The following is an 18,499-nucleotide window of genomic DNA, read 5'->3' as shown; positions in this document are numbered from 1 at the left end:
CACCCGGTCCGTCTCGAGCATCTCGCATGATCATATGCGAAATCGCGCGTACGCGCCCGCTTTTAGAGAAAATCTCTAAAAACTGCGTGTCGCGCGCCCCGATAACGAACCAAAGCCTTCGATCAATGCCTCTGTGCCATCCACAGTGGTAATCTGGTTCTTGATGTCTCGCAGCCTTTCAAAGGTTTCTTCGCTCGGGTCTTCGCCCAGCGCTGCTTCGGCTGCTTTCAACTCCCTATTTAGCTGAACTTTCTTGTTATGCAAGGCCAGGGCATGACTCAATCCAGTCTGGGCATCGGCCAGGGCGATCTCCGAAGCAATCTGCCAGACCCCCTGGCGCATCAGCACATCGGCCATCCGGGCAATCGCCGGGCCATGGCCACGGGCGCCCAGCGCCGCCCGCAGGTCGTCCGCCGAGATATCGTGATGCCGCACAACCAGGCTCAGGATCTCGCTCATCACTTTTTGCGCCGCCGGCGTTTCAAAGTCGAGATGGGCCAGATTTTCGAAACTGTCTTCCACCAGCGCGGGGTGATTGACGAGGCTGAGAATGATGGCCGCTTCGCGCGGCGTGGCGTCCGCCAGGGCGCCGGGCTTGAGCAGCCGCGAATTACGCAGCGTGTCCGACACCACCAACCGGGGCGTGCCGCCGCGCGGATAGCCATAGGCCCCGCTCTGGCCGTAGCGCTGCTGGCCATTGCGCGGCTCGAACCGGTTCTGCCGCACCGGCGCGAGGAAGGCCCGCAGCTTTTCATCGAAGGCCTGGGCATAGTGAAACTTCACCGAGCTATCCTGGATCGAATTGCTGCGCTCGCGCAGCCGCGCCTGCAGCGCCGCCCGCGCCTCGGGGGTCTCAGGCACCAGCCCGCCGGTCTCCATGCTCCAGATCATGTCCGACAGGCTGCGCGCCCGGTCCAGCACATCGGCAAAGGCCGCCCGCCCCTGCGCCTTGATCAGGTCGTCCGGGTCCTGCCCCTCGGGCAGCGTAGCGATCCGCACCGTATAGCCCGGCTTGAGATGGGGCATCACCATATCGGCAGAGCGCTCGGCCGCCTTGAGGCCGGCCTTGTCGCCGTCAAAGCACAGGATCGGGTCCGGGCTCATGCGCCACAGCAGTTGCAGGTGCTCTTCCGTCAGCGCCGTACCCAGAGGCGCTACCGTGCCCTCAAAGCCCGCCGCCACCGCAGCGATCACGTCGAGATAGCCTTCCACCACGACGATCGTGCTGCCGTCATGGGCCGCCTGCCGCGCCCCCTGCCCGTTATAGAGCGTCTGCCTTTTGTGGAAGAGCTCGGTCTCGGGGGAGTTGAGATACTTCGCCGGCACATCCGCCGACAGCGCCCGCCCGCCAAAGGCGATCACCTTGCCGCGGAAATCCATGATCGGGAACATCACGCGGTTGCGGAACCGGTCATAGGGCAGCGGATCGTTCTCGCGCACCGCCACCATGCCCGTATCGATCATGTCCTGCGCCGAGACGCCATTGGCCGCCAGATGCTCCTTGAGTCCATTGCGGCTGTCCGGGGCAAAGCCGATGCGGAACCGCGCCTGGCTCTGCGCCGAAACGCCGCGCTCCAGCAGATAGCCGCGCGCCCGCGCCCCGATATTGTGGCTGAGCGCGGCCTCGAAATACTTGGTCGCCAGTTCCATGACATCGGTCAGGCTCTTGCGCTCGGCCGCCCGCTGCTCCTGCCGTTCGTCGCGCGCCGGCATCGGCACGCCGGCCATTTCCGCCAGCCGCTCGACGGCCTCGGGAAAGCTCATACCAGCCTTTTCGGTCAGGAACTTGAAGTGGTCGCCCGACACGCCACAGCCAAAACAATGATAGATCCCGCGCCGGTCATCGGCATGAAAGCTCGGGCTTTTCTCGCCATGGAACGGGCAGCAGGCCCACATGTCGCCCTTGGCCGGCTGGCTCTTGCGCTTGTCCCACATGACGTGCTGACCCACCACCTGCGTGATCGGCAGGCGTTGGCGGATCTCGTCCAGAAACTGATCGGAAAAGCGCATGATCTGCTAGATAAGCATTCCCCGTGCCCGAGTCACGGCCCATCAACTTATCCACAGCACGGAGCCGATTGTGAACGCCACCGGCAAATTCCGTCTCCGCAATCTGCTTGTGCTGACCACGCTGCCAGCGCTGGCCATCGGCGGCCTGCTCTGGGCCGTTGCCGGCCTCCTGCCATCCTGTGGCGCCACTGAAAATGCCCGGGTCACCGCCCCTGACCAGCGCTTTGATCTGGTAGTCTTCTCGCGATCCTGCGGGCCCGACAGCGGCCCCAATACCCAGGCGGCCCTGCTGCCGGTAGGCGACCCGGTGCCCGAGGACGCCACCAGCTTTGTCTCGATCGGCGCCGACGCCGATCTGGCGCCGCGCTGGGATGGCTTCGGCAATATCGAAATCACAATCCCGCCCGGCGCCGAAATTTATCGCCAGGACGACGCCGTTGCCGGCGTCGCCGTCATCTATCGCTGAGCCTGATCAGGCGGCCTTGCTGCGCTGATAGAGGCGCCAGGCCCAGCCGAACAGGCCGAACGAGAACATGATCAGCAGCACGCCGCCAAAGATCACCCCGATCGAGGCGGTCAGCAGCGGGAAGAACAGGAACAGCAGGCCGAGCAGCACATAGGACACGCCCGACAGCACGACCGGCCAGATCCGGGCATAGTGCTCGCGCTCGCGGGTAATGACCACGATCTGCATCACCCCGACCACCAGCGCCACGATACCCACCAGCGTGGCCATCACGGTCACCGTAAAGATCGTTGCCAGCAGGGGGCTGACCAGGATCAGCAGGCCCAGCAGCAGCGACAGGCCATTGCTGGCGACGTCAAACCAGTAATTGCCGCTCTTGCCGCCGCCGAAGGTCAGGCTCCACAGCCCCAGCACGCCGTCGATTGCCAGCAGGATCCCGCCCGCCAGCACCAGCACGGTCAGCGCCTCGGTCGGCCAGATCACCGCATAGAGCCCCGCCAGCAGCATGAACACGCCGCGCAGCGCCGTCGCCAGCGCAAAGCGCCGTTTCGTCTTACCCGATACCGTCATCGATGCCTCCTATACGCTCGCAGGGCCGGCACAACTGCCGACGCCCGCAACGGGGCCCCGCCCGTCAGCGCCATCGTTACAACTTTTCTATAGCCCTACGAGCAATTTGTTGATTGCTGCCCCGGCAAGCCTGTGGTCTGAAACGGCATCCAATGAGGCCCGCCTTTGGCGGTTTGTGCCATGTCCCTGCCGCTGATTGCCCTCTTCCTCGCCGCCTTTGCCTTCGGCACCGCCGAATTCGTCATTGCCGGCGTGCTGCCCGAGGTTGCCGAGGGCCTCGGCATCTCCATTCCCACCGCCGGCTTTCTGGTCACCGGCTATGCCATCGGCATCGCCATTGGCGGCCCCATCGTCGCCGTCGCCACCAAGAAGATGTCGCGCAAGGTGCTGATTCTGGCCCTGGGCGCCGTCTTCACCCTCGGCCAGGCCCTCTGTGCCCTGGCACCAAGCTTTGAATGGCTGATGCTCGCCCGCGTCATCGTATCGGTCGCGCATGGCACTTATTTCGGCATTGCCGCCGTCGTGGCCTTCAACCTGGTGCCCCAGGACAAGCGCGGCTTTGCCGTTGCCCTCATCCTGTCCGGCCTTACCGTGTCCAATATTCTGGGTGTTCCCGGCGGCACCGCCATCGGCAATGCCTTTGGCTGGCGCGCCACCTTCTGGGCCGTCGGGGCCCTGGGCCTCGTGGCCACGCTGATCATCGCCGTCGCCTTGCCGCCCACCGCCGGCGCCGACACCACCAGCGGCAGCTTCCTGCGCGAGTTCAAGGCCCTGGCCCGTCAGCAGATCGTCACCTCGCTGTTCATCGTCATGCTGGTGATGATCGGCCAATATAGCCTCTTCACCTATATCGCCCCGTTGTTGCGCGAGGTGACCGGGCTGGGCGTCAATACCGTGCCCTGGATCCTGCTGCTCTATGGCGTCGGTGCCACCATCGGCGTCTTCATCGGCGGGCGTCTCGCCGATTGGCGCCTGATGCCCTCGCTGATCGTCATCCTGTGCCTCCAGGCGGTCACCTATACGGCTTTGTTCCTCGTCGCGCCGCAGCCGGTCCCCATGGCCATCATGGTCGTGCTCTGGGGCGGCATCAACTTCGCCTTCGGCTCGCCGGTGCAGTCGCGCATCCTGGCCTGGGCCGCCGATGCCCCCAACCTGGCGTCCTCGCTCATCCCCACCGGCTTCAATATCGGCATTGCCATTGGCGCCGTGCTCGGCGGCAGCATGGTCGCCTCTGGCCTGGGCTACCGCGTCCTGCCGCTGATCGGCACGACCACGGTGGTGCTGGCCACGCTGATCGCCATCATCTCCCATCTCTGGGAGCAGCGCAGCCCCGCCACCCCGCCGGTCTCAGCCGACGCGGTGGCAGCGCAATAGTCAGGCCAGCGCCGCGCGCACCTTGCCGCTCGCCTTGCCGAAGTCGATCCGGCCCGGATAGTCAGCCTTGAGCTGGGCAATCACCTTGCCCATGTCCTTGGCGCCCTCGGCGCCGGTCGTGGAAATGGCGGCCTGGATGGCGGCCTCGACCTCTTCCTCGGTCAGCCCCTTGGGCAGGAACTCGTTGAGGATGTCGATCTCTTCCTTTTCCACCGTCGCCAGGTCGGCCCGGCCGGCCTGCGCATAGATGGCAAAGCTCTCTTCGCGTTGCTTGACCATCTTCTGCACGATAGCGAGGATTTCCTCATTGGTCGCCGGCCCGCGATTCTCCTGGCGGATGGAAATATCCTTGTCCTGGATGGCCGCGGTAATGGCCCGCAGCGTCGCTGTGCGGCGCTGGTCGCGCGCCTTGAGCGCCGTCTTGAGGCCTTCGCTGAACTGTTCGCGCATGGGGTCTCATCCTCTTGTTGTGTGATTTTCTGGTCCCATATAGGCACAATCAACCTGCGCCGCCACTTGCGCCACGGCGACGAGGCTTCTAATAGGAGGCCTCAATCGACATCGTCGGATGCGCGGGTCAGGAAAAGTGCGACAGCTTTTCTGGTGGCCGTGCGAACACCTGAAACCAACTTTGGAGGCCCACCGTGACCGGCTGGCAGCAATCCCCCGCGACCGCAGTGCTCATTCTTGCCGACGGTACGCGCCTGGAAGGCCGCGGCATCGGGGCCGTGGGCCACGCCGCCGGCGAAGTGTGCTTCAACACCGCCATGACCGGCTACCAGGAAGTTCTCACCGATCCGTCCTATGCCGGCCAGATCATCACCTTCACCTTCCCCCATATCGGCAATGTCGGCGCCAATGACGAAGACATTGAGACGGTCAACATGGCCGCCCTGTCCGGCGTCCGCGGCGTCGTGCTCAAGGCCGACATCACCAACCCGTCCAATTACCGCGCTGCCGAAAAGCTCGACGCCTGGCTCAAGAAGCGCAACATCATCGGCATTACCGGCATCGACACCCGCGCCTTGACCGCCCTGATCCGCGAGCATGGCATGCCCAATGGCGTCATCGCCCATGCCGAGGACGGCCACTTCGACGAGCCCTCGATCCAGGCCGAACTCAAGGCCTTTCCGGGCCTTGAAGGTCTCGACCTCGCCAAGGAAGTCACCACCGCCCAGACCTATAAGTGGGACCAGACTGGCTGGGTCTGGAACGAGGGCTATGGCACGCTCGACAATCCTGAATTCCACGTCGTGGCCATCGACTACGGCGCCAAGCGCAATATCCTGCGCTGCCTGGCCGATCAGGGCGCCCGCGTCACCGTGGTGCCGGCCACCGCTACCGCCGAAGAGATCATGGCGCATCAGCCCGATGGCATTTTCCTCTCCAATGGTCCCGGCGATCCGGCGGCGACCGGCGTCTATGCCGTCCCCACCATCCAGACCCTGCTGGAAACAGGCAAGCCGGTCTTCGGCATTTGCCTCGGCCACCAGCTGCTCGGCCTGGCTTTGGGCGCCACCACGTCCAAGATGCATCAGGGCCATCACGGCGCCAACCATCCGGTCAAGGACCTGACCACCGGCAAGGTCGAGATCACCTCGATGAACCACGGCTTTGCCGTGGACAAGGCCAGCCTGCCCAAGGGCGTCACCGAGACCCATATCTCGCTGTTCGACCAGTCCAATGCCGGCCTCAGCGTCGATGGCAAGCCGATCTTTTCGGTGCAGTACCACCCCGAGGCCAGCCCCGGCCCGCGCGACAGCCACTACCTGTTCACGCGCTTCCTCAACCATGTCCGCACCCAGAAGGGTGTGGCGCTGCGACCTGAATATGTCGCCCCGACGGCGATGGCCGATTGATGAAAAAAGGCGCCGCAAGGCGCCTTTTCTTTATTCCACCCGCACCACTTCGAGCTGCGGCAGGCCCGCCACCTCAAAGCCGGCATCCCGCGCCATGATGCCCAGGCCCTCGCCGCCGCTATGCAGCTTGTACGGCGTCTCGGCAAAGCCCACCCCCGCCGCCAGCACGTCGCGGTGGATCAGCACGAAGCTCTCCCCCACCCCGTCCAGCGGCAGCAGGCTGAACACCTTCTGCTCGGTGAGATAGACCCGGTGTGCCGGGTCCCCGCGCAGCGTACCCGTTGCCCCGCCATCCTTGTAGAGCACCTTGAAGCTGCCGCCATGCCGGTAGCGGAACAGCCCGTCATCGGCATTATGCCCTTCAGCATCGACGCAACTGGCCGCCACCACCGGCCGCCGGGCCTCCAGCATGCGGATCAGGGCATCGCTCGGCAGGTCGCGCACGCGCCCGTCCAGCACCAGCACAAACTCTGCATCATCGGGCCGCGCCGCCAGCATGGCATTGAGCCCCGCCGCCCCTGCCTCATCGGCATGATAGGCCACGCTCAGCTGCTCGGCCGGATAATCCAGCCGCGCCAGCGCCTGTGCCAGTTGCTCGTCCAGCTCACCCAACCCCAGCCGCACTGCCACATGCACGCGTGGATGCGCGCTCAGCGGTTCTGGCGCCTGGTCGAGATAGGGCGTGATCGGATCGGGGATCACCATGCCCGCCAGCTGCGGATGGCGCCGCGCCCGCAGCCACCACTTGATCACCGTGGGCACCTGCAGCACCTCGACCCATTGATTGGCCCGCATATGCCAGGGCACCCAGGTGGTCATCCACTTGTGCGACACCAGCCGCCCCACCGCACCCGCATCGAGCACCTGCCCCACCGCGCTCAGCATGTCCCGCGCCGCCGCATCGCTGCGCGTGCGCTTGCCATTGGACAGCAGCGGCGACCACACCTCGGGCAGCAGCAGCACCGGCCGCTGCGCCGGCGGTAGACGCAGCACCATGGCCGTGATCATCGACGGTCCGGTGGCGTAAAACGTCTCCTGCCCCACCAGTTTTGGCAGCGCTGCAATCACCGCCTGCCACAACGGATGCCCCGGCACCGAGCCCATGAAGGCATTGGTGAGCAGGAACGGCACGCCCTGATGGATGCGATCGGGAAAGATATGCTCGAGCGGCTCGATCCCCAGGAACGCGTCATGCTCGAGCAAAGGCGTCATCGCCGCAAAGGGCTCGACATCGAGATCGGCATAAATCCCGCCCAGCCTGCCCAGCACCAGGTAGCGGAACGCGTCCGCCCGCTGGATCATCTTGGGATAGCTGTCATAGATGGCGAGGAACTCGGGATAGGCCTCTGCCACGAATGCCCGCATACTCTCGTCGGTCCACAGCCTGATCTCCCAGCCCGGATGGAGCTTCTGCCATTTGCCGTAATAGTCCGCCATCTCGCGCGGCAGCTCGGTGGTCTTCCAGGTGAAATGCAGGAGGTGCGGCATCATGGACAGGCGGCTCGCTGGGACAATCTCACCCAGCGCTATCGCCCGCCGCGTCCTGCTTGTCCACCCATGGCCCGGCTTGTGCTCACGCCCATTTTTCCAGCACGGCGCCGCCGGCCCCGCCAACCGGGTCCGTCACCGGCAGCGGTACCGCGGCAATGCGCTCGTCGGCGGCCGGGCGTTCGCCGGCCTCTCCCCGCAGCAGGTCCCAGTCCTGCCCGGGCGGATAGGCACCGACCACGAGGAAATCATCGCTGGCCGACAGGCGCCGATGCGCCGTTCCCGCCGGCAGCACCACCACATCGCCCGCGCTCACGGCAAATTCGCGTCCCGCCGGTCCGCCCAGCATCAGCCGCGCAGAACCGCGCGCAATCCCCAGCGCCTCATGGGCGGTAGAATGATAATGATGGAAGTCATGCACGCCCGAGCGCCACTGGCTGGGCCAGCCATTGGCGTCGAACAGCTGTTCCATCGCCTCGGCCGAGGCAGCATCCGAGGCAAGCGCCAGCCTGTAGATCACCACGGGTTGCCGGCTATTGGCAAAGCGTCCGTCATCGGTAAAAAATTCAAGCGACAGATGGGCCAGATTGCCGGACATGGATACTCCTGTGGTTGCTCACGCAACGCCGCAGGCCACCGATCCGTTCAAATGCCGGCCGCTGGAGCCTGCCCCAGCGGCCGCTGTCAACGTCTAGACATCGCCCGAAAACGTGTCGCAATCGGCCGGATTGCCGGAGGTATAGCCCCGCTCGAACCAGGCCTTGCGCTGCGCCGAGGTGCCATGGTTGAACGTCTTGGGCACGGCAAAGCCCTGCATCCGCTTCTGCAGCGTATCGTCGCCGATCTGGTTGGCCGCGTTCAGCGCCTCCTCGATATCGCCATCGTCGAGCAGATCTTCCTGGCCGGCATAATTGGCCCAGACGCCGGCATAGCAGTCCGCCTGCAGCTCGACCCGCACCGAATAGGCATTGGCCTCTTCCTGGCTCATGCTGGCACGGCGCTCGTTGAAGTCGGGCAGCACGCCGGTAATGTTCTGGATGTGGTGACCCACTTCATGGGCCAGCACATAGGCCTGGGCGAAATCGCCGGGCGCCCCGAACTGCTGGCGCAGTTCCTCGTAAAAGCTCAGATCGATATAGACCTTGGCATCGCCGGGGCAATAGAACGGCCCGGTCGCCGCATCGGCCATGCCGCACATCGTATCGGTCTGCCCGGAAAACAGCACCACCGGTGGCTCGGGATAGTCCTCGTTCTGCGCCGCGAAGACCTCGGTCCACATGTCCTCGGTTTCCTTGACGACCACGCCGACAAAGTCGACCAGATCCTCCTCTTCGGCGCTGGCCGGCACCGGGCTTGATGAGCTGCTGGCGGTGCTGCTCGACGTGCTGCTGCTGCCGCCCGTCAACATGTCGATCGGGTTTTGCCCCGTCACGAACCAGATAATGCCCAGCACCACGACAATGCCGATCAGGCTACCCATGCCGCCGCGGCCACGGCCACCGCCGCCCGTGGGCATGCGAAAGCCCCCGCCGCTGCCAAACGGACTGCCACCCATGCGGCTGCCGCCCTGGCTGCGCCGGTCTTCAATATTCGAGCTCTGCTCCCGACCGCGCCATTTCATGGTGTTCACTTCTCCGTGGATTGATGTTCCTAGCAACAAGGGCCACGGATGCAAACAGTTCCGCGTGCGGCCGTTACGGCACGACTTATCCCCGTCTGCAAAATCGCGCGCATACTCATGCCCATCATCCCACATGGGCGGCCTGCAGGCGAACAGTGGTGGGGTGGGCCGGGTGGAGGTTTTGCCTCTTCCACAGGTTCCGAGACGGCCGTGCGGGGGCGAGCGATCTCCGTGCCGCCGAACAGTTCCAAAAACTTCGAACCGGCCGCAGGCAAAATCGCTCCAGTGGAGCGATTTTAGGCGAGAAGGCCATGAGAGCTACGCTCGAATGGCAAGCCCCGAGGCGGCTATCGTCTCATTTTTTATATTTACTAGAGGCGGCAGCCGCCTCGGGGTTCGCTCACTTGCTCAACCGTCCGGTCCGGCGACCGCGCGGCACCGTTGCATGTCCACTGTCACAAATTGACCAGCCGATCAAAACTTCCTAGCCTCTTTCCGCGTCGTCATCCGCGCGTCACGTCCTGACGGCATGAGCATGTCTGCGCCCCTGCGGGCGCCACCGGCCGGACTGCGCTTCGGCAGTTTGGGAGCACTAGCCCCCTGACACCCCCTTCATGCATTGCAGTTTCAGGGAGACGACCAATGAATTTCCTGCCCAAGCTATCGCGGCGCACTTTCCTCGCCGGTTCGGCCAGCCTCGGAGCCATGGCCGCCATGCACCCCTTCGCCGCCATGGCCCAGTCCAACCAGGCCCATCTGCGCATCCTCGAGACCACCGATCTGCACGTCGCGGTCTTCGCCTATGACTATTATGCCGATGCCCCCAACGACACGATGGGCCTGGCCCGCACCGCCGCGATCATCGAAGAGATTCGCGCCGAGGCCGGCAATTCCATGCTGGTCGACAATGGCGACATCATCCAGGGCAATCCCATGGGTGACTACATGGCCTATGAAAAGGGCCTCGACGGCAATGTGCACCCCATTATCGCCGCCATGAACACTTTGGGCTATGACGCCGCCACCCTGGGCAATCACGAGTTCAATTACGGCCTCGAATTCCTCGATCAGGCCCTGGCCGGCGCCGAGTTCCCCTTCGTTTCGGCCAATCTGGTGCGCGGCGAGCTGGCAGCCGAGCCGCTGGCAGACGCTACCTATATCAAGCCCTATCTGATCGTCGAAAAGGAGCTGGTCGACGGCTCGGGCACCACGCGCACCATCAAGGTCGGCCTGATCGGCTTCCTGCCGCCCCAGATCATGACCTGGGACGCCACCCACCTGACCGGTAAGGTCAATACCCGCGACATCGTCGAAACGGCAGAGGCCTATGTGCCCCGCATGCGTGAAGAAGGCGCCGACATCATTGTCGCGCTGTCGCATTCCGGCATTGCCGCGGACCAGACTGCTGGCGCCGAAAACGCCTCGCTTCAACTGGCTGCCGTCGAGGGTATCGACGTGGTCCTCACCGGCCACCAGCATCTCGTCTTCCCCGGCCCCGACTATGAAGGCGTCGAGGGCGCGGACGTCGCCGCCGGCACCCTCAATGGCAAGCCTGCCGTCATGGCCGGGTTCTGGGGCAGCCATATGGGTCTGATCGACCTGCTGCTCGAGCAGGATGCCGATGGCAAGTGGACCATTGCCAGCCATACTTCCGAGGCTCGGCCGATCGCCGAACGCGTCGAGGGCAAGGTCAATCCGCTGGTCGAGGACGAGGCCGAGGTCATCGCCGCCGCCCAGACCGAGCACGACGAAACCCTCGACTATATCCGCCGCGCCGTCGGCGAAACCGCCGCGCCGCTCTACTCCTACTTCGCTCTGGTCGCCGATGATCCATCCGTGCAGATCGTCAGCCAGGCCCAGACCTGGTACATTGCCCAGATGATGGCCGGCACCGAGTGGGAAGGCCTGCCGATCCTGTCAGCTGCCGCCCCGTTCAAGGCCGGTGGCCGTGGCGGCCCGGAATACTATACCGACGTGCCCGTCGGCCCTGTGGCCATCAAGAACGTCGCCGACCTCTACCTTTATCCCAATACCATCCAGGCCGTGGTCATCACCGGCGCTGACGTGAAGAACTGGCTCGAACGCTCGGCCGGCATCTTCAACCAGATCGAAGCCGGCGCTACCGATGCCGAGCTGATCAACCCGGACTTCCCGTCCTACAACTACGACGTCATCGACGGCGTCACCTACCAGATCGACCTCACCCAGCCGTCGAAATACTCGTCGGACGGCAAGGAAGTGCTCAACCCCGATGCCAACCGCATCATCGACCTCATGGTTGATGGCGCGCCGATCGATCCGGCGGCAAAGTTCGTCGTGGCCACCAACAACTATCGCGCGGGCGGCGGCGGCACCTTCCCCGGCATCGATTCCAGCGTCATCGTCTTCAAGGGCCCCGATACCAATCGCGACCTGATCGTGCGCTACATCATCGAGCAGGGCACCATCGACCCCAAGGCCGACAGCAACTGGTCGCTCGCTCCCATTGGCGACACCACCGTGCTGTTCGCCACCGGCCCCAAGGCGGCTGACCATCTCGATGACGTGACGGCGATCAAGATCGAGGCCACCGGCGACACCAATGCCGACGGCTTCGGCCTCTATCGCATCACGCTTTGATCACAAGGGGCGGCCACGGCCGCCCCGCTTTCTTCGCGGAGGAATTGAAAATGCGTCTTGCCGCTACCGTGTTGCTGCTGACCACGTTCTGTTCGCCAGCCCAGGCCCAGGAGCGCACGCAATATGTCCTGGCGATCAGCTGGCAGCCCGCCTTCTGCGAAACCCGGCCCGACCGGCCGGAATGCGCAAGCCAGACCGCCGAGCGCTTCGACGCCAGCAATTTCGCCCTGCACGGCCTCTGGCCGCAGCCGCGCTCGCGCGACTATTGCGGTGTCGATGCAGAAACGGTGCGCGCCGACGAGGCAGGCGACTGGCAGGACCTGCCGGCTCCGGACCTGTCAGCCGATCTGACCCAAGCCCTGGCCGAGGCCATGCCCGGCACCCAATCCGGTCTGGAACGCCATGAATGGATCAAGCACGGCACCTGCTATGACGGCGACGCCGAAGCCTATTTCGCCGATTCCCTGTCCATGCTCGAGGCGATCAATGCCAGCGCCGTAGCGACCCTCTTCGCCGGTGCTGTCGGCCAGTCCTTGACGCAGACCGATATTCGCGACGCCTTCGATACATCCTTTGGCCCCGGCGCCGGCGAGCGCGTGCGACTATCCTGCATCGACGACGGCAATCGCCGCCTGATCAATGAACTCACCATCGGCCTCACCGGCGATATCGACGGTCCCGACAGTTTTGCCGACCGCCTGCTCGACGCGCGTCCCACTGACGGTGGTTGCACCGGCGGCGTGGTCGATCCGGTGGGCCTGCAATAGCTACAGAGCCAGTGCGGCATCCAGCCGTTCGCGCAACTCTTGGAGCCCCTCGCGCATCGCCGCGCCCGCCGCGACATCCCCGCCCAGCGCCGTGCCCACCGCCAGCGGAATCGCCAGCGCCTGCGCCCGCAGCGCCCTGCCCGCCTCGGTCAGCACGATCCGCACCTGGCGTTCATCGACCGTGTCGCGCTCACGCCGCACCAGGCCGCGGGCTTCCAGCCGCTTGATCAGCGGCGTGATCGTGCCGGAATCGAGGAACAACTTGTCCCCCAGCCCCTTGACCGTGAGATCATCTTCTTCCCAGAGCACCAGGAACACCAGGTACTGCGGATAGGTGAGGCCCAGGGCATCGAGGCGGGGTTTGTAGAACCGGGTAAAGGCGTGCCCGGCCGCATAGACGGCAAAGCACAGCATGGAGTCCAGTTTAAGGGGATCGTCCTGAGCCATCATATCGTCACCGTGATTGTCCAAGGCTTGTCGTTCAAATCTATCGCAGATTTTTCTATTGCGCGCAATTGAATTGTGCACTACTGAATGCGTCATCAAACGCCGACCCAAGGAGTTCTGCCATGATCAAGTCCGCAATCTACACCGCCCACGCCCACACGACCGGCGGCCGCACCGGCACCAGCAAGACCGATGACGATCGTCTCTCGGTGACCCTCGACACCCCCAAGGCCATGGGCGGCAATGACGGTCCGGGCACCAATCCCGAGCAGCTGTTTGCCGTAGGCTATTCCGCCTGCTTCCTCGGCGCCATCAAGGCCGTCGCCCGCGGCGACAAGATCAAGGTACCTGACGAAACCACCATCGATGCCAGCGTCTCCTTCGGCGAAAACGCCAATGAGGGCGCCGTCGGCTTCAATATCGCCGTCGAACTCAAGGTGACCATCCCCGGCATGGATCATGCTGCCGCTGTTGCGCTCGTCGAAAAGGCCCACACGGTCTGCCCTTATTCCAACGCCACCCGCGGCAATGTCGACGTCAAGCTGACCGTCGCTTAACGCTTGGTTAACCATGATATTGCAGCCACCCGGCATTGACCGGGCGGCTGTAACGCTTTGCGATACGCCGGCGAATACACTAGGCAAGTATTCGCGAGGTGTCTTGTGGCCATCAGTGCTGACTACCCCCGCCCGATCTCCGTCAACGGCTTTGTCTGCCGCAACTGCGATGACGTTTCGGACGCCAAGAAGTTCATCGATCCTGCTGCTCCCAAGGGCGCCGCAGCCATCGTTTCGCCCGATGACAGCGCCGTCATCTTCGGCGGGAGCCTCGCCGCGCCCCAGGCTGTTGCGCGGGCCGCTGCCGCACCGCCCACTCGCCCCCTGCTGGATCGCTACGCCTGAAAGCGGCAAATCTTAACGCTGCCGATTCATCGGCGGGAAAGGGCCGCCAGATAGACTCCGCTGGCCTTTACGCCGGAGCGTCTTCATGAGCCATCCAGCCCTCTCGATCACCGGCCTGAGCAAGCGCTTCGACCGCCCGGTGGTCAACGCTCTGGACCTCACCGTCCGCGCCGGCGAATTCTACGCCCTGCTCGGTCCCAATGGCGCCGGCAAGACTACCATCCTGCGCATGGTCGCCGGCCTCCTGCAGCCTGATGCGGGCGACATCTCAATCTTTGGCATCGACGCCCGCCGCAACCCCGTCGCCGCCAAGGCCATTACCGCCTGGGTCTCCGACGAGCCCATGGTCTATAACCGGCTGACGCCGCTGGAATATCTGCAATTCGTCGCCGGTCTCTGGCAGATCGACGCCGCCACCGCCCAGGCAAAGGCCGACACGCTGATCGACTGGCTGGGCCTGCGCCCCCATGCCAACGAACTCTGCGGCGCCTTCTCCAAGGGCATGCTGCAAAAGGTCGCCCTGGCCGGTGCTCTGGTGCACGACCCCAAGCTGATCATCCTGGACGAACCGCTTACCGGGCTCGACGCCGGTTCGGCCCGGCAGGTCAAGGATGTCCTGCTCGACAAGGTCCGGTCCGGCGTCACGGTGATCATGACGACCCATATCCTCGAGGTCGCCGAACGCATGGCCGAACGCATCGGCGTCATTGCCGATGGGCGTCTGGTTGCCGAGGGCACCCTGGCCGAGCTGCGCGAGCGCATGGGCCGGCAATCCAGTCTGGAAGATATCTTCCTCGATATCGTTGCCCAGGGCGCGACGACAGAAGGCGTCACCGCAGCATGACACCGGCTCCTGCATCGCTGGCCTGGTTTGCCCGCCACGAGCTGACCCTGGCCTGGCGTGAAACCCTGGCCATACTGACGGGCGGGCGTCGGTCCCGCGGCATTGGCCTGGCGGTCTTTCTCGCCATCGTCGTCGCCCTGCTGCATCTGCTGGCCTTCGGCCTCGTCGCCCCCTGGATCAAAGCCGGCGTCTTTGCCGACAAGGCCACCCTCGTCATGCTCACCGGCAGCGGCCTGCTGTTCTGGACGGTCATGCTCTCCCAGGCCCTGGAATCGATCACCCGCGTCTACTATGCCCGCTCGGACCTTGACCTGATCCTGTCGTCTCCGGCCTCGTCACGGCGGCTCTTTGCCATCCGCACTGCCTCGGTCGCCCTGGCCACCGCCGCTCTCTCCGCCGTGCTCGTCAGTCCGTTGATCAACATCCTGGCCGTGCTCGACGGACCCCACTGGCTCAGCGCCTATGGCCTTGTCCTGGCGCTTGGCGCGCTCGCCACCGCCCTGGCCCTCGCGCTCACCATTGGCCTCTTCAATTTCGTCGGCCCCAAACGTACCCGCCTCATTGCCCAGATCGTCGCCGCCATTATCGGCGCCGGCTTTGTCATCGGCATCCAGGCCGCAGCCATCCTGCACTTCGGCAACATGTCCCGCTTCGCCCTGTTTCAGTCAGCCGAAATCGTTGCCGCCGCGCCCTCCCTCGACAGTCCCGTCTGGCTGCCGGCCCGGGCGCTACTTGGCGACGCCTCTGCTCTTGCCCTACTGATGACGATCGGCTTCGGCGCCTTGCTCGGCATGATCCTGCTCACCGCCTCCAGTTATGGGCACCATGCCATTTCCGCATCCGGGCTCAGCCACGTGCGCAGCCAGCGCCGGGCGCCAACCCGCAGTTTCCGGCCCGCCTCGCAACGTCAGGTGCTCCGGTCCAAGGAATGGCGCCTGCTGCAGCGCGATCCCTGGCTCATGTCGCAGACCCTGATGCAGCTGCTTTACCTGGTCCCGCCTGCTCTGCTGCTATGGATGAACTTCGGCAATAATGCCGGTGCCTACATCGTCGTGGTGCCGGTGCTGGTGATGGCGTCGGGCCAACTGGCAGGGGGCCTGGCATGGCTGGCAATATCCGGCGAGGACGCCCATGATCTGGTCGCCACCGCGCCATTAACCGCCCGCACCGTGCTGGTCGCCAAGGTGGAGGCTGTGCTGGCCGTTATCGCCGTAGTGCTGGCGCCGCTATTGTTGCTTCTGGCCATCGCCTCGCCCTCCATGGCCATGGTCACCGCCTTCTGCGCCGCCCTGTCGGCCGGTTCGGCGACAGCCATCCAGCTCTGGTTTCGTGTCGTCGCCAAGCGGTCCATGTTCCGTCGCCGTCAGGTCGCTTCCCGCGCCGCAACCTTGAGCGAGGCCTTCTCCTCGATCATGTGGGCCGGCACGGGCGCCCTGCTGGCCGTCGGCTCCTGGCTTGCCCTCGCACCCGCTTTCATCGCAGTTTTGGTGCTGGGATTCGCCTTGCTGATCCGCCCCAAGGCGCCCTGAAGCTACGCATCGGACCCGATATGACCCAGCTGACTTTCCGCGACGCCAGACCAGACGATATTGCGACGATTCTCCGTCTCTGCCACGCCGGCGACGCGCGCGGCCCGGACACGCCGCCGCTCGACCCTCAAACGCTGGACGATCCCCGCTACCTGGCCGCGCTTGACACGATTGTGGCCGATCCCAACCAGCGCCTGATCGTGGCCCAACGTGCCGGTGAGATCATCGGCACCCTGCAGATCAGCTTCATCCCGGGCCTGGTCAACTTCGGCCTGAAGCGCGGCATGCTGGAAAATGTCCACATCCGTAGCGACCAGCGCGGCACGGGCCATGGTGCCGCCATGGTGCAATGGGCCATTGAGCGCTGTCGTGAGGCCGGTTGCACCTATATCCAGCTGACCTCCAACAAGATCCGCAAGGATGCCCACCGATTCTATGCCCGGCTCGGGTTCAGCAATAGCCACGAAGGCTTCAAGCTGGCCCTCTAGCGGTCTCGGGTCAGCTGAAGGCGGCAATGCCCAGCAGCACCATGCCCACCAGGATGGCGATGCCGATCAGCATGATGGCAAAGACGATCTTGGCCAGGAATGCCGCGCCGGCGGCCAGTCCGGAAAAGCCCAGGGCACCGGAAACCACGGCAATGATGACCAGCAGGATGAGGAGCTTGAGCATGGTGATTCTCCATTTGACGCTGTGGGCCTAACGCCCCATATCATCGGGGTGTTCCACATCTGCCGCTAAACACTGCGCAGCACAGGAGACGCCCCATGGCCGACACTGGCACCAAGACCCGTCCGCAGACAACCATCAAGACCGCGCGCCCGCCGCTGCACAAGGTCATCCTGGTCAATGATGATTTCACCCCGCGCGCCTTTGTGGTGCGCCTGCTCAAGGCCGAGTTCCGCGTGCCCGAAGCCCAGGCCTCCGTCATCATGCTGACCGCCCATACCAAGGGATCCTGCGTCGTGGCAGTGTTCACCAGGGAAATCGCCGAGGAAAAAGCCACCCGCGCCACCGAAATGGCCCGGAGCGAGGGCTATCCGCTGCTTTTCACCACCGAGCCGGAACAGTAGGCGCTAGAGCCCCAGATCCGCCGGCACCGGCGGTGCTTCATTGAGCACGGTGATCTTGATGCGCTCATTGGCGGCCTGGTAGGGGTCGTTGGGGAAGAACGGATCGGCAGTCGACCGGCCGATCACCGAACTGATCCGGTCATCCGACAGCCCGAACTCGCCCAGCAGCGCACGCACCACATTGGCCCGGTCGCTTGACAGCTCCCACGAACCGTAGCGCGGATTGCTATAGGCGCCGCCAGCCGCCGTGTGACCCGATATGGTGATCTGGTTGGACAGCTTCTGCAGGATCGGGCCCAGTGCGGCGATGGCCTGCCGGGCATCCTCGGTCGGATACTTAGATCCCTCAGGGAACATGGCACGCCCTGTCTGGTCGACGATCTGGATGTCGAGCCCCTCTTCGGTGACCTCGAGCAACAGGTTGTCCTGTATGCTGGTAATGTCGGGGAGTTCCTGCCACGCCTGCCGAATACTGGCGGCCGCACTGTGGAATTCGCGATCCTTGGCGGCCTTCAACTCGGCGTTGGCTGTACCGTCTTGGGCCGCCTCTTCGCCCTTGACCCCGTCACGTCCACCGGCCTCGGAATTGGGCGCGCCGTGGCTCTGGCTTTCCGGCGTCATGGTGATGTCGCGCTTGCCCTCGACGGCAGAGCCCGCCATCTTGGCGCCAGTGACATCGAGCGCTTGCCCGCCCATCATGCCGCCCGATCCACTGGTCGACAGCGAGACATTGGAGGGCGCAAAATAGTCGGCTAGGCCCTCTTTCTGCTCGGGCGTGGTCATGCTGATCAGCCACATCAGCAGGAAGAATGCCATCATAGCCGTCACGAAGTCGGCATAGGCAATTTTCCAGGCGCCGCCATGATGTCCATGGGCAGCCTTTTTGACCTTCTTGATGATAATCGGCTGATCGTACCCGGCCATGCTTCA

At 64.4% G+C, this 18,499-nt stretch carries 20 protein-coding genes; 11 read left to right on the top strand and 9 right to left on the bottom strand.

The window, feature by feature from the left end; genetic code table 11:
* Positions 1–75: 75 nt before the first annotated feature.
* On the bottom strand, positions 76–2,010 hold the full coding sequence (gene dnaG, locus GDR53_RS13700) for a DNA primase (RefSeq protein ID WP_193335031.1): 1,935 nt from the start codon (positions 2,008–2,010) through the stop codon (positions 76–78).
* A 70-nt stretch (positions 2,011–2,080) separates the two neighbouring features.
* Between dnaG and GDR53_RS13695 the strand changes: the two genes are divergently transcribed.
* Positions 2,081–2,476: a hypothetical protein gene (locus tag GDR53_RS13695; protein WP_193335030.1), complete on the top strand. Its 396-nt coding sequence runs from the start codon at positions 2,081–2,083 to the stop codon at positions 2,474–2,476.
* 6 nt (positions 2,477–2,482) lie between these two features.
* On the opposite strand, the gene GDR53_RS13690 is transcribed toward GDR53_RS13695, so the two are convergent.
* Positions 2,483–3,046: a DUF308 domain-containing protein gene (locus GDR53_RS13690; protein ID WP_193335029.1), complete on the bottom strand. Its 564-nt coding sequence runs from the start codon at positions 3,044–3,046 to the stop codon at positions 2,483–2,485.
* Between the two features lie 180 nt (positions 3,047–3,226).
* Here GDR53_RS13690 and GDR53_RS13685 point away from each other — a divergent pair, with 180 nt between their 5' ends.
* On the top strand, positions 3,227–4,420 hold the full coding sequence (locus GDR53_RS13685; protein WP_193335028.1) for an MFS transporter: 1,194 nt from the start codon (positions 3,227–3,229) through the stop codon (positions 4,418–4,420).
* On the opposite strand, the gene GDR53_RS13680 is transcribed toward GDR53_RS13685, so the two are convergent.
* On the bottom strand, positions 4,421–4,870 hold the full coding sequence (locus GDR53_RS13680; RefSeq protein ID WP_193335027.1) for a GatB/YqeY domain-containing protein: 450 nt from the start codon (positions 4,868–4,870) through the stop codon (positions 4,421–4,423).
* Positions 4,871–5,064: 194 nt separating this feature from the next.
* On the opposite strand from GDR53_RS13680, the gene carA reads away from it, so the two are divergent.
* Positions 5,065–6,279 (top strand): glutamine-hydrolyzing carbamoyl-phosphate synthase small subunit, encoded by a 1,215-nt coding sequence (gene carA / locus GDR53_RS13675; protein ID WP_193335026.1) that lies wholly within the window; start codon positions 5,065–5,067, stop codon positions 6,277–6,279.
* 30 nt (positions 6,280–6,309) lie between these two features.
* Here the strand turns inward: carA and GDR53_RS13670 are convergent, their stop codons facing one another.
* The 3 genes from GDR53_RS13670 to ypfJ all read right to left on the bottom strand — a co-directional run bounded on the left by GDR53_RS13670 (position 6,310) and on the right by ypfJ (position 9,388).
* Positions 6,310–7,770 (bottom strand): glycosyltransferase family 32 protein, encoded by a 1,461-nt coding sequence (locus tag GDR53_RS13670; RefSeq protein WP_193335025.1) that lies wholly within the window; start codon positions 7,768–7,770, stop codon positions 6,310–6,312.
* Between the two features lie 82 nt (positions 7,771–7,852).
* Positions 7,853–8,365: a hypothetical protein gene (locus GDR53_RS13665; RefSeq protein WP_193335024.1), complete on the bottom strand. Its 513-nt coding sequence runs from the start codon at positions 8,363–8,365 to the stop codon at positions 7,853–7,855.
* Between the two features lie 93 nt (positions 8,366–8,458).
* Positions 8,459–9,388, bottom strand: a complete 930-nt coding sequence (gene ypfJ / locus GDR53_RS13660; protein ID WP_193335023.1) for a KPN_02809 family neutral zinc metallopeptidase — start codon at positions 9,386–9,388, stop codon at positions 8,459–8,461.
* 642 nt (positions 9,389–10,030) lie between these two features.
* Here ypfJ and GDR53_RS13655 point away from each other — a divergent pair.
* Both GDR53_RS13655 and GDR53_RS13650 read left to right on the top strand, forming a co-directional pair.
* On the top strand, positions 10,031–12,007 hold the full coding sequence (locus GDR53_RS13655) for a bifunctional 2',3'-cyclic-nucleotide 2'-phosphodiesterase/3'-nucleotidase (RefSeq protein WP_193335022.1): 1,977 nt from the start codon (positions 10,031–10,033) through the stop codon (positions 12,005–12,007).
* 50 nt (positions 12,008–12,057) lie between these two features.
* Positions 12,058–12,774 carry a ribonuclease T2 family protein gene (locus GDR53_RS13650; protein ID WP_193335021.1) on the top strand — a complete coding sequence of 239 codons (717 nt, stop codon included), beginning with the start codon at positions 12,058–12,060 and terminating at the stop codon, positions 12,772–12,774.
* On the opposite strand, the gene GDR53_RS13645 is transcribed toward GDR53_RS13650, so the two are convergent.
* Positions 12,775–13,221 (bottom strand): MarR family winged helix-turn-helix transcriptional regulator, encoded by a 447-nt coding sequence (locus tag GDR53_RS13645; protein ID WP_232846628.1) that lies wholly within the window; start codon positions 13,219–13,221, stop codon positions 12,775–12,777.
* Between the two features lie 122 nt (positions 13,222–13,343).
* Here GDR53_RS13645 and GDR53_RS13640 point away from each other — a divergent pair, with 122 nt between their 5' ends.
* From GDR53_RS13640 to GDR53_RS13620, 5 genes are all read left to right on the top strand, one after another.
* Complete coding sequence (locus GDR53_RS13640; RefSeq protein ID WP_193335020.1) at positions 13,344–13,778, top strand: organic hydroperoxide resistance protein; 435 nt, start codon at positions 13,344–13,346, stop codon at positions 13,776–13,778.
* A 105-nt stretch (positions 13,779–13,883) separates the two neighbouring features.
* Positions 13,884–14,123 carry a hypothetical protein gene (locus tag GDR53_RS13635; protein WP_193335019.1) on the top strand — a complete coding sequence of 80 codons (240 nt, stop codon included), beginning with the start codon at positions 13,884–13,886 and terminating at the stop codon, positions 14,121–14,123.
* Between the two features lie 85 nt (positions 14,124–14,208).
* The gene (locus tag GDR53_RS13630; RefSeq protein WP_193335018.1) at positions 14,209–14,967 is read left to right on the top strand and encodes an ABC transporter ATP-binding protein; all 759 of its coding nucleotides are present in this window, start codon (positions 14,209–14,211) and stop codon (positions 14,965–14,967) included.
* Entirely contained in the window at positions 14,964–16,496 is a 1,533-nt protein-coding gene (locus GDR53_RS13625) for a permease (RefSeq protein WP_193335017.1), read from the top strand. The genes GDR53_RS13630 and GDR53_RS13625 overlap by 4 nt, the downstream gene beginning before the upstream one ends.
* A 20-nt stretch (positions 16,497–16,516) precedes the next feature.
* Positions 16,517–16,984 carry a GNAT family N-acetyltransferase gene (locus tag GDR53_RS13620; RefSeq protein WP_193335016.1) on the top strand — a complete coding sequence of 156 codons (468 nt, stop codon included), beginning with the start codon at positions 16,517–16,519 and terminating at the stop codon, positions 16,982–16,984.
* A gap of 10 nt (positions 16,985–16,994) precedes the next feature.
* Here the strand turns inward: GDR53_RS13620 and GDR53_RS13615 are convergent, their stop codons facing one another.
* The gene (locus GDR53_RS13615) at positions 16,995–17,168 is read right to left on the bottom strand and encodes a DUF1328 family protein (protein WP_193335015.1); all 174 of its coding nucleotides are present in this window, start codon (positions 17,166–17,168) and stop codon (positions 16,995–16,997) included.
* Positions 17,169–17,263: 95 nt separating this feature from the next.
* Between GDR53_RS13615 and clpS the strand changes: the two genes are divergently transcribed.
* A complete protein-coding gene (clpS, locus tag GDR53_RS13610; protein ID WP_193335014.1) occupies positions 17,264–17,569 on the top strand; it encodes an ATP-dependent Clp protease adapter ClpS in 306 nt (101 codons plus the stop codon).
* A gap of 3 nt (positions 17,570–17,572) precedes the next feature.
* On the opposite strand, the gene GDR53_RS13605 is transcribed toward clpS, so the two are convergent.
* On the bottom strand, positions 17,573–18,493 hold the full coding sequence (locus GDR53_RS13605) for a flagellar motor protein MotB (RefSeq protein ID WP_193335013.1): 921 nt from the start codon (positions 18,491–18,493) through the stop codon (positions 17,573–17,575).
* Positions 18,494–18,499: the final 6 nt, after the last annotated feature.

The sequence above is a fragment of the Devosia beringensis genome (assembly GCF_014926585.1).
GTDB classification, from domain to species: domain Bacteria; phylum Pseudomonadota; class Alphaproteobacteria; order Rhizobiales; family Devosiaceae; genus Devosia; species Devosia beringensis.
The sequence above is the reverse complement of the archived record's forward strand: the minus strand, read 5'-3'. Positions and strand labels throughout refer to the sequence as shown.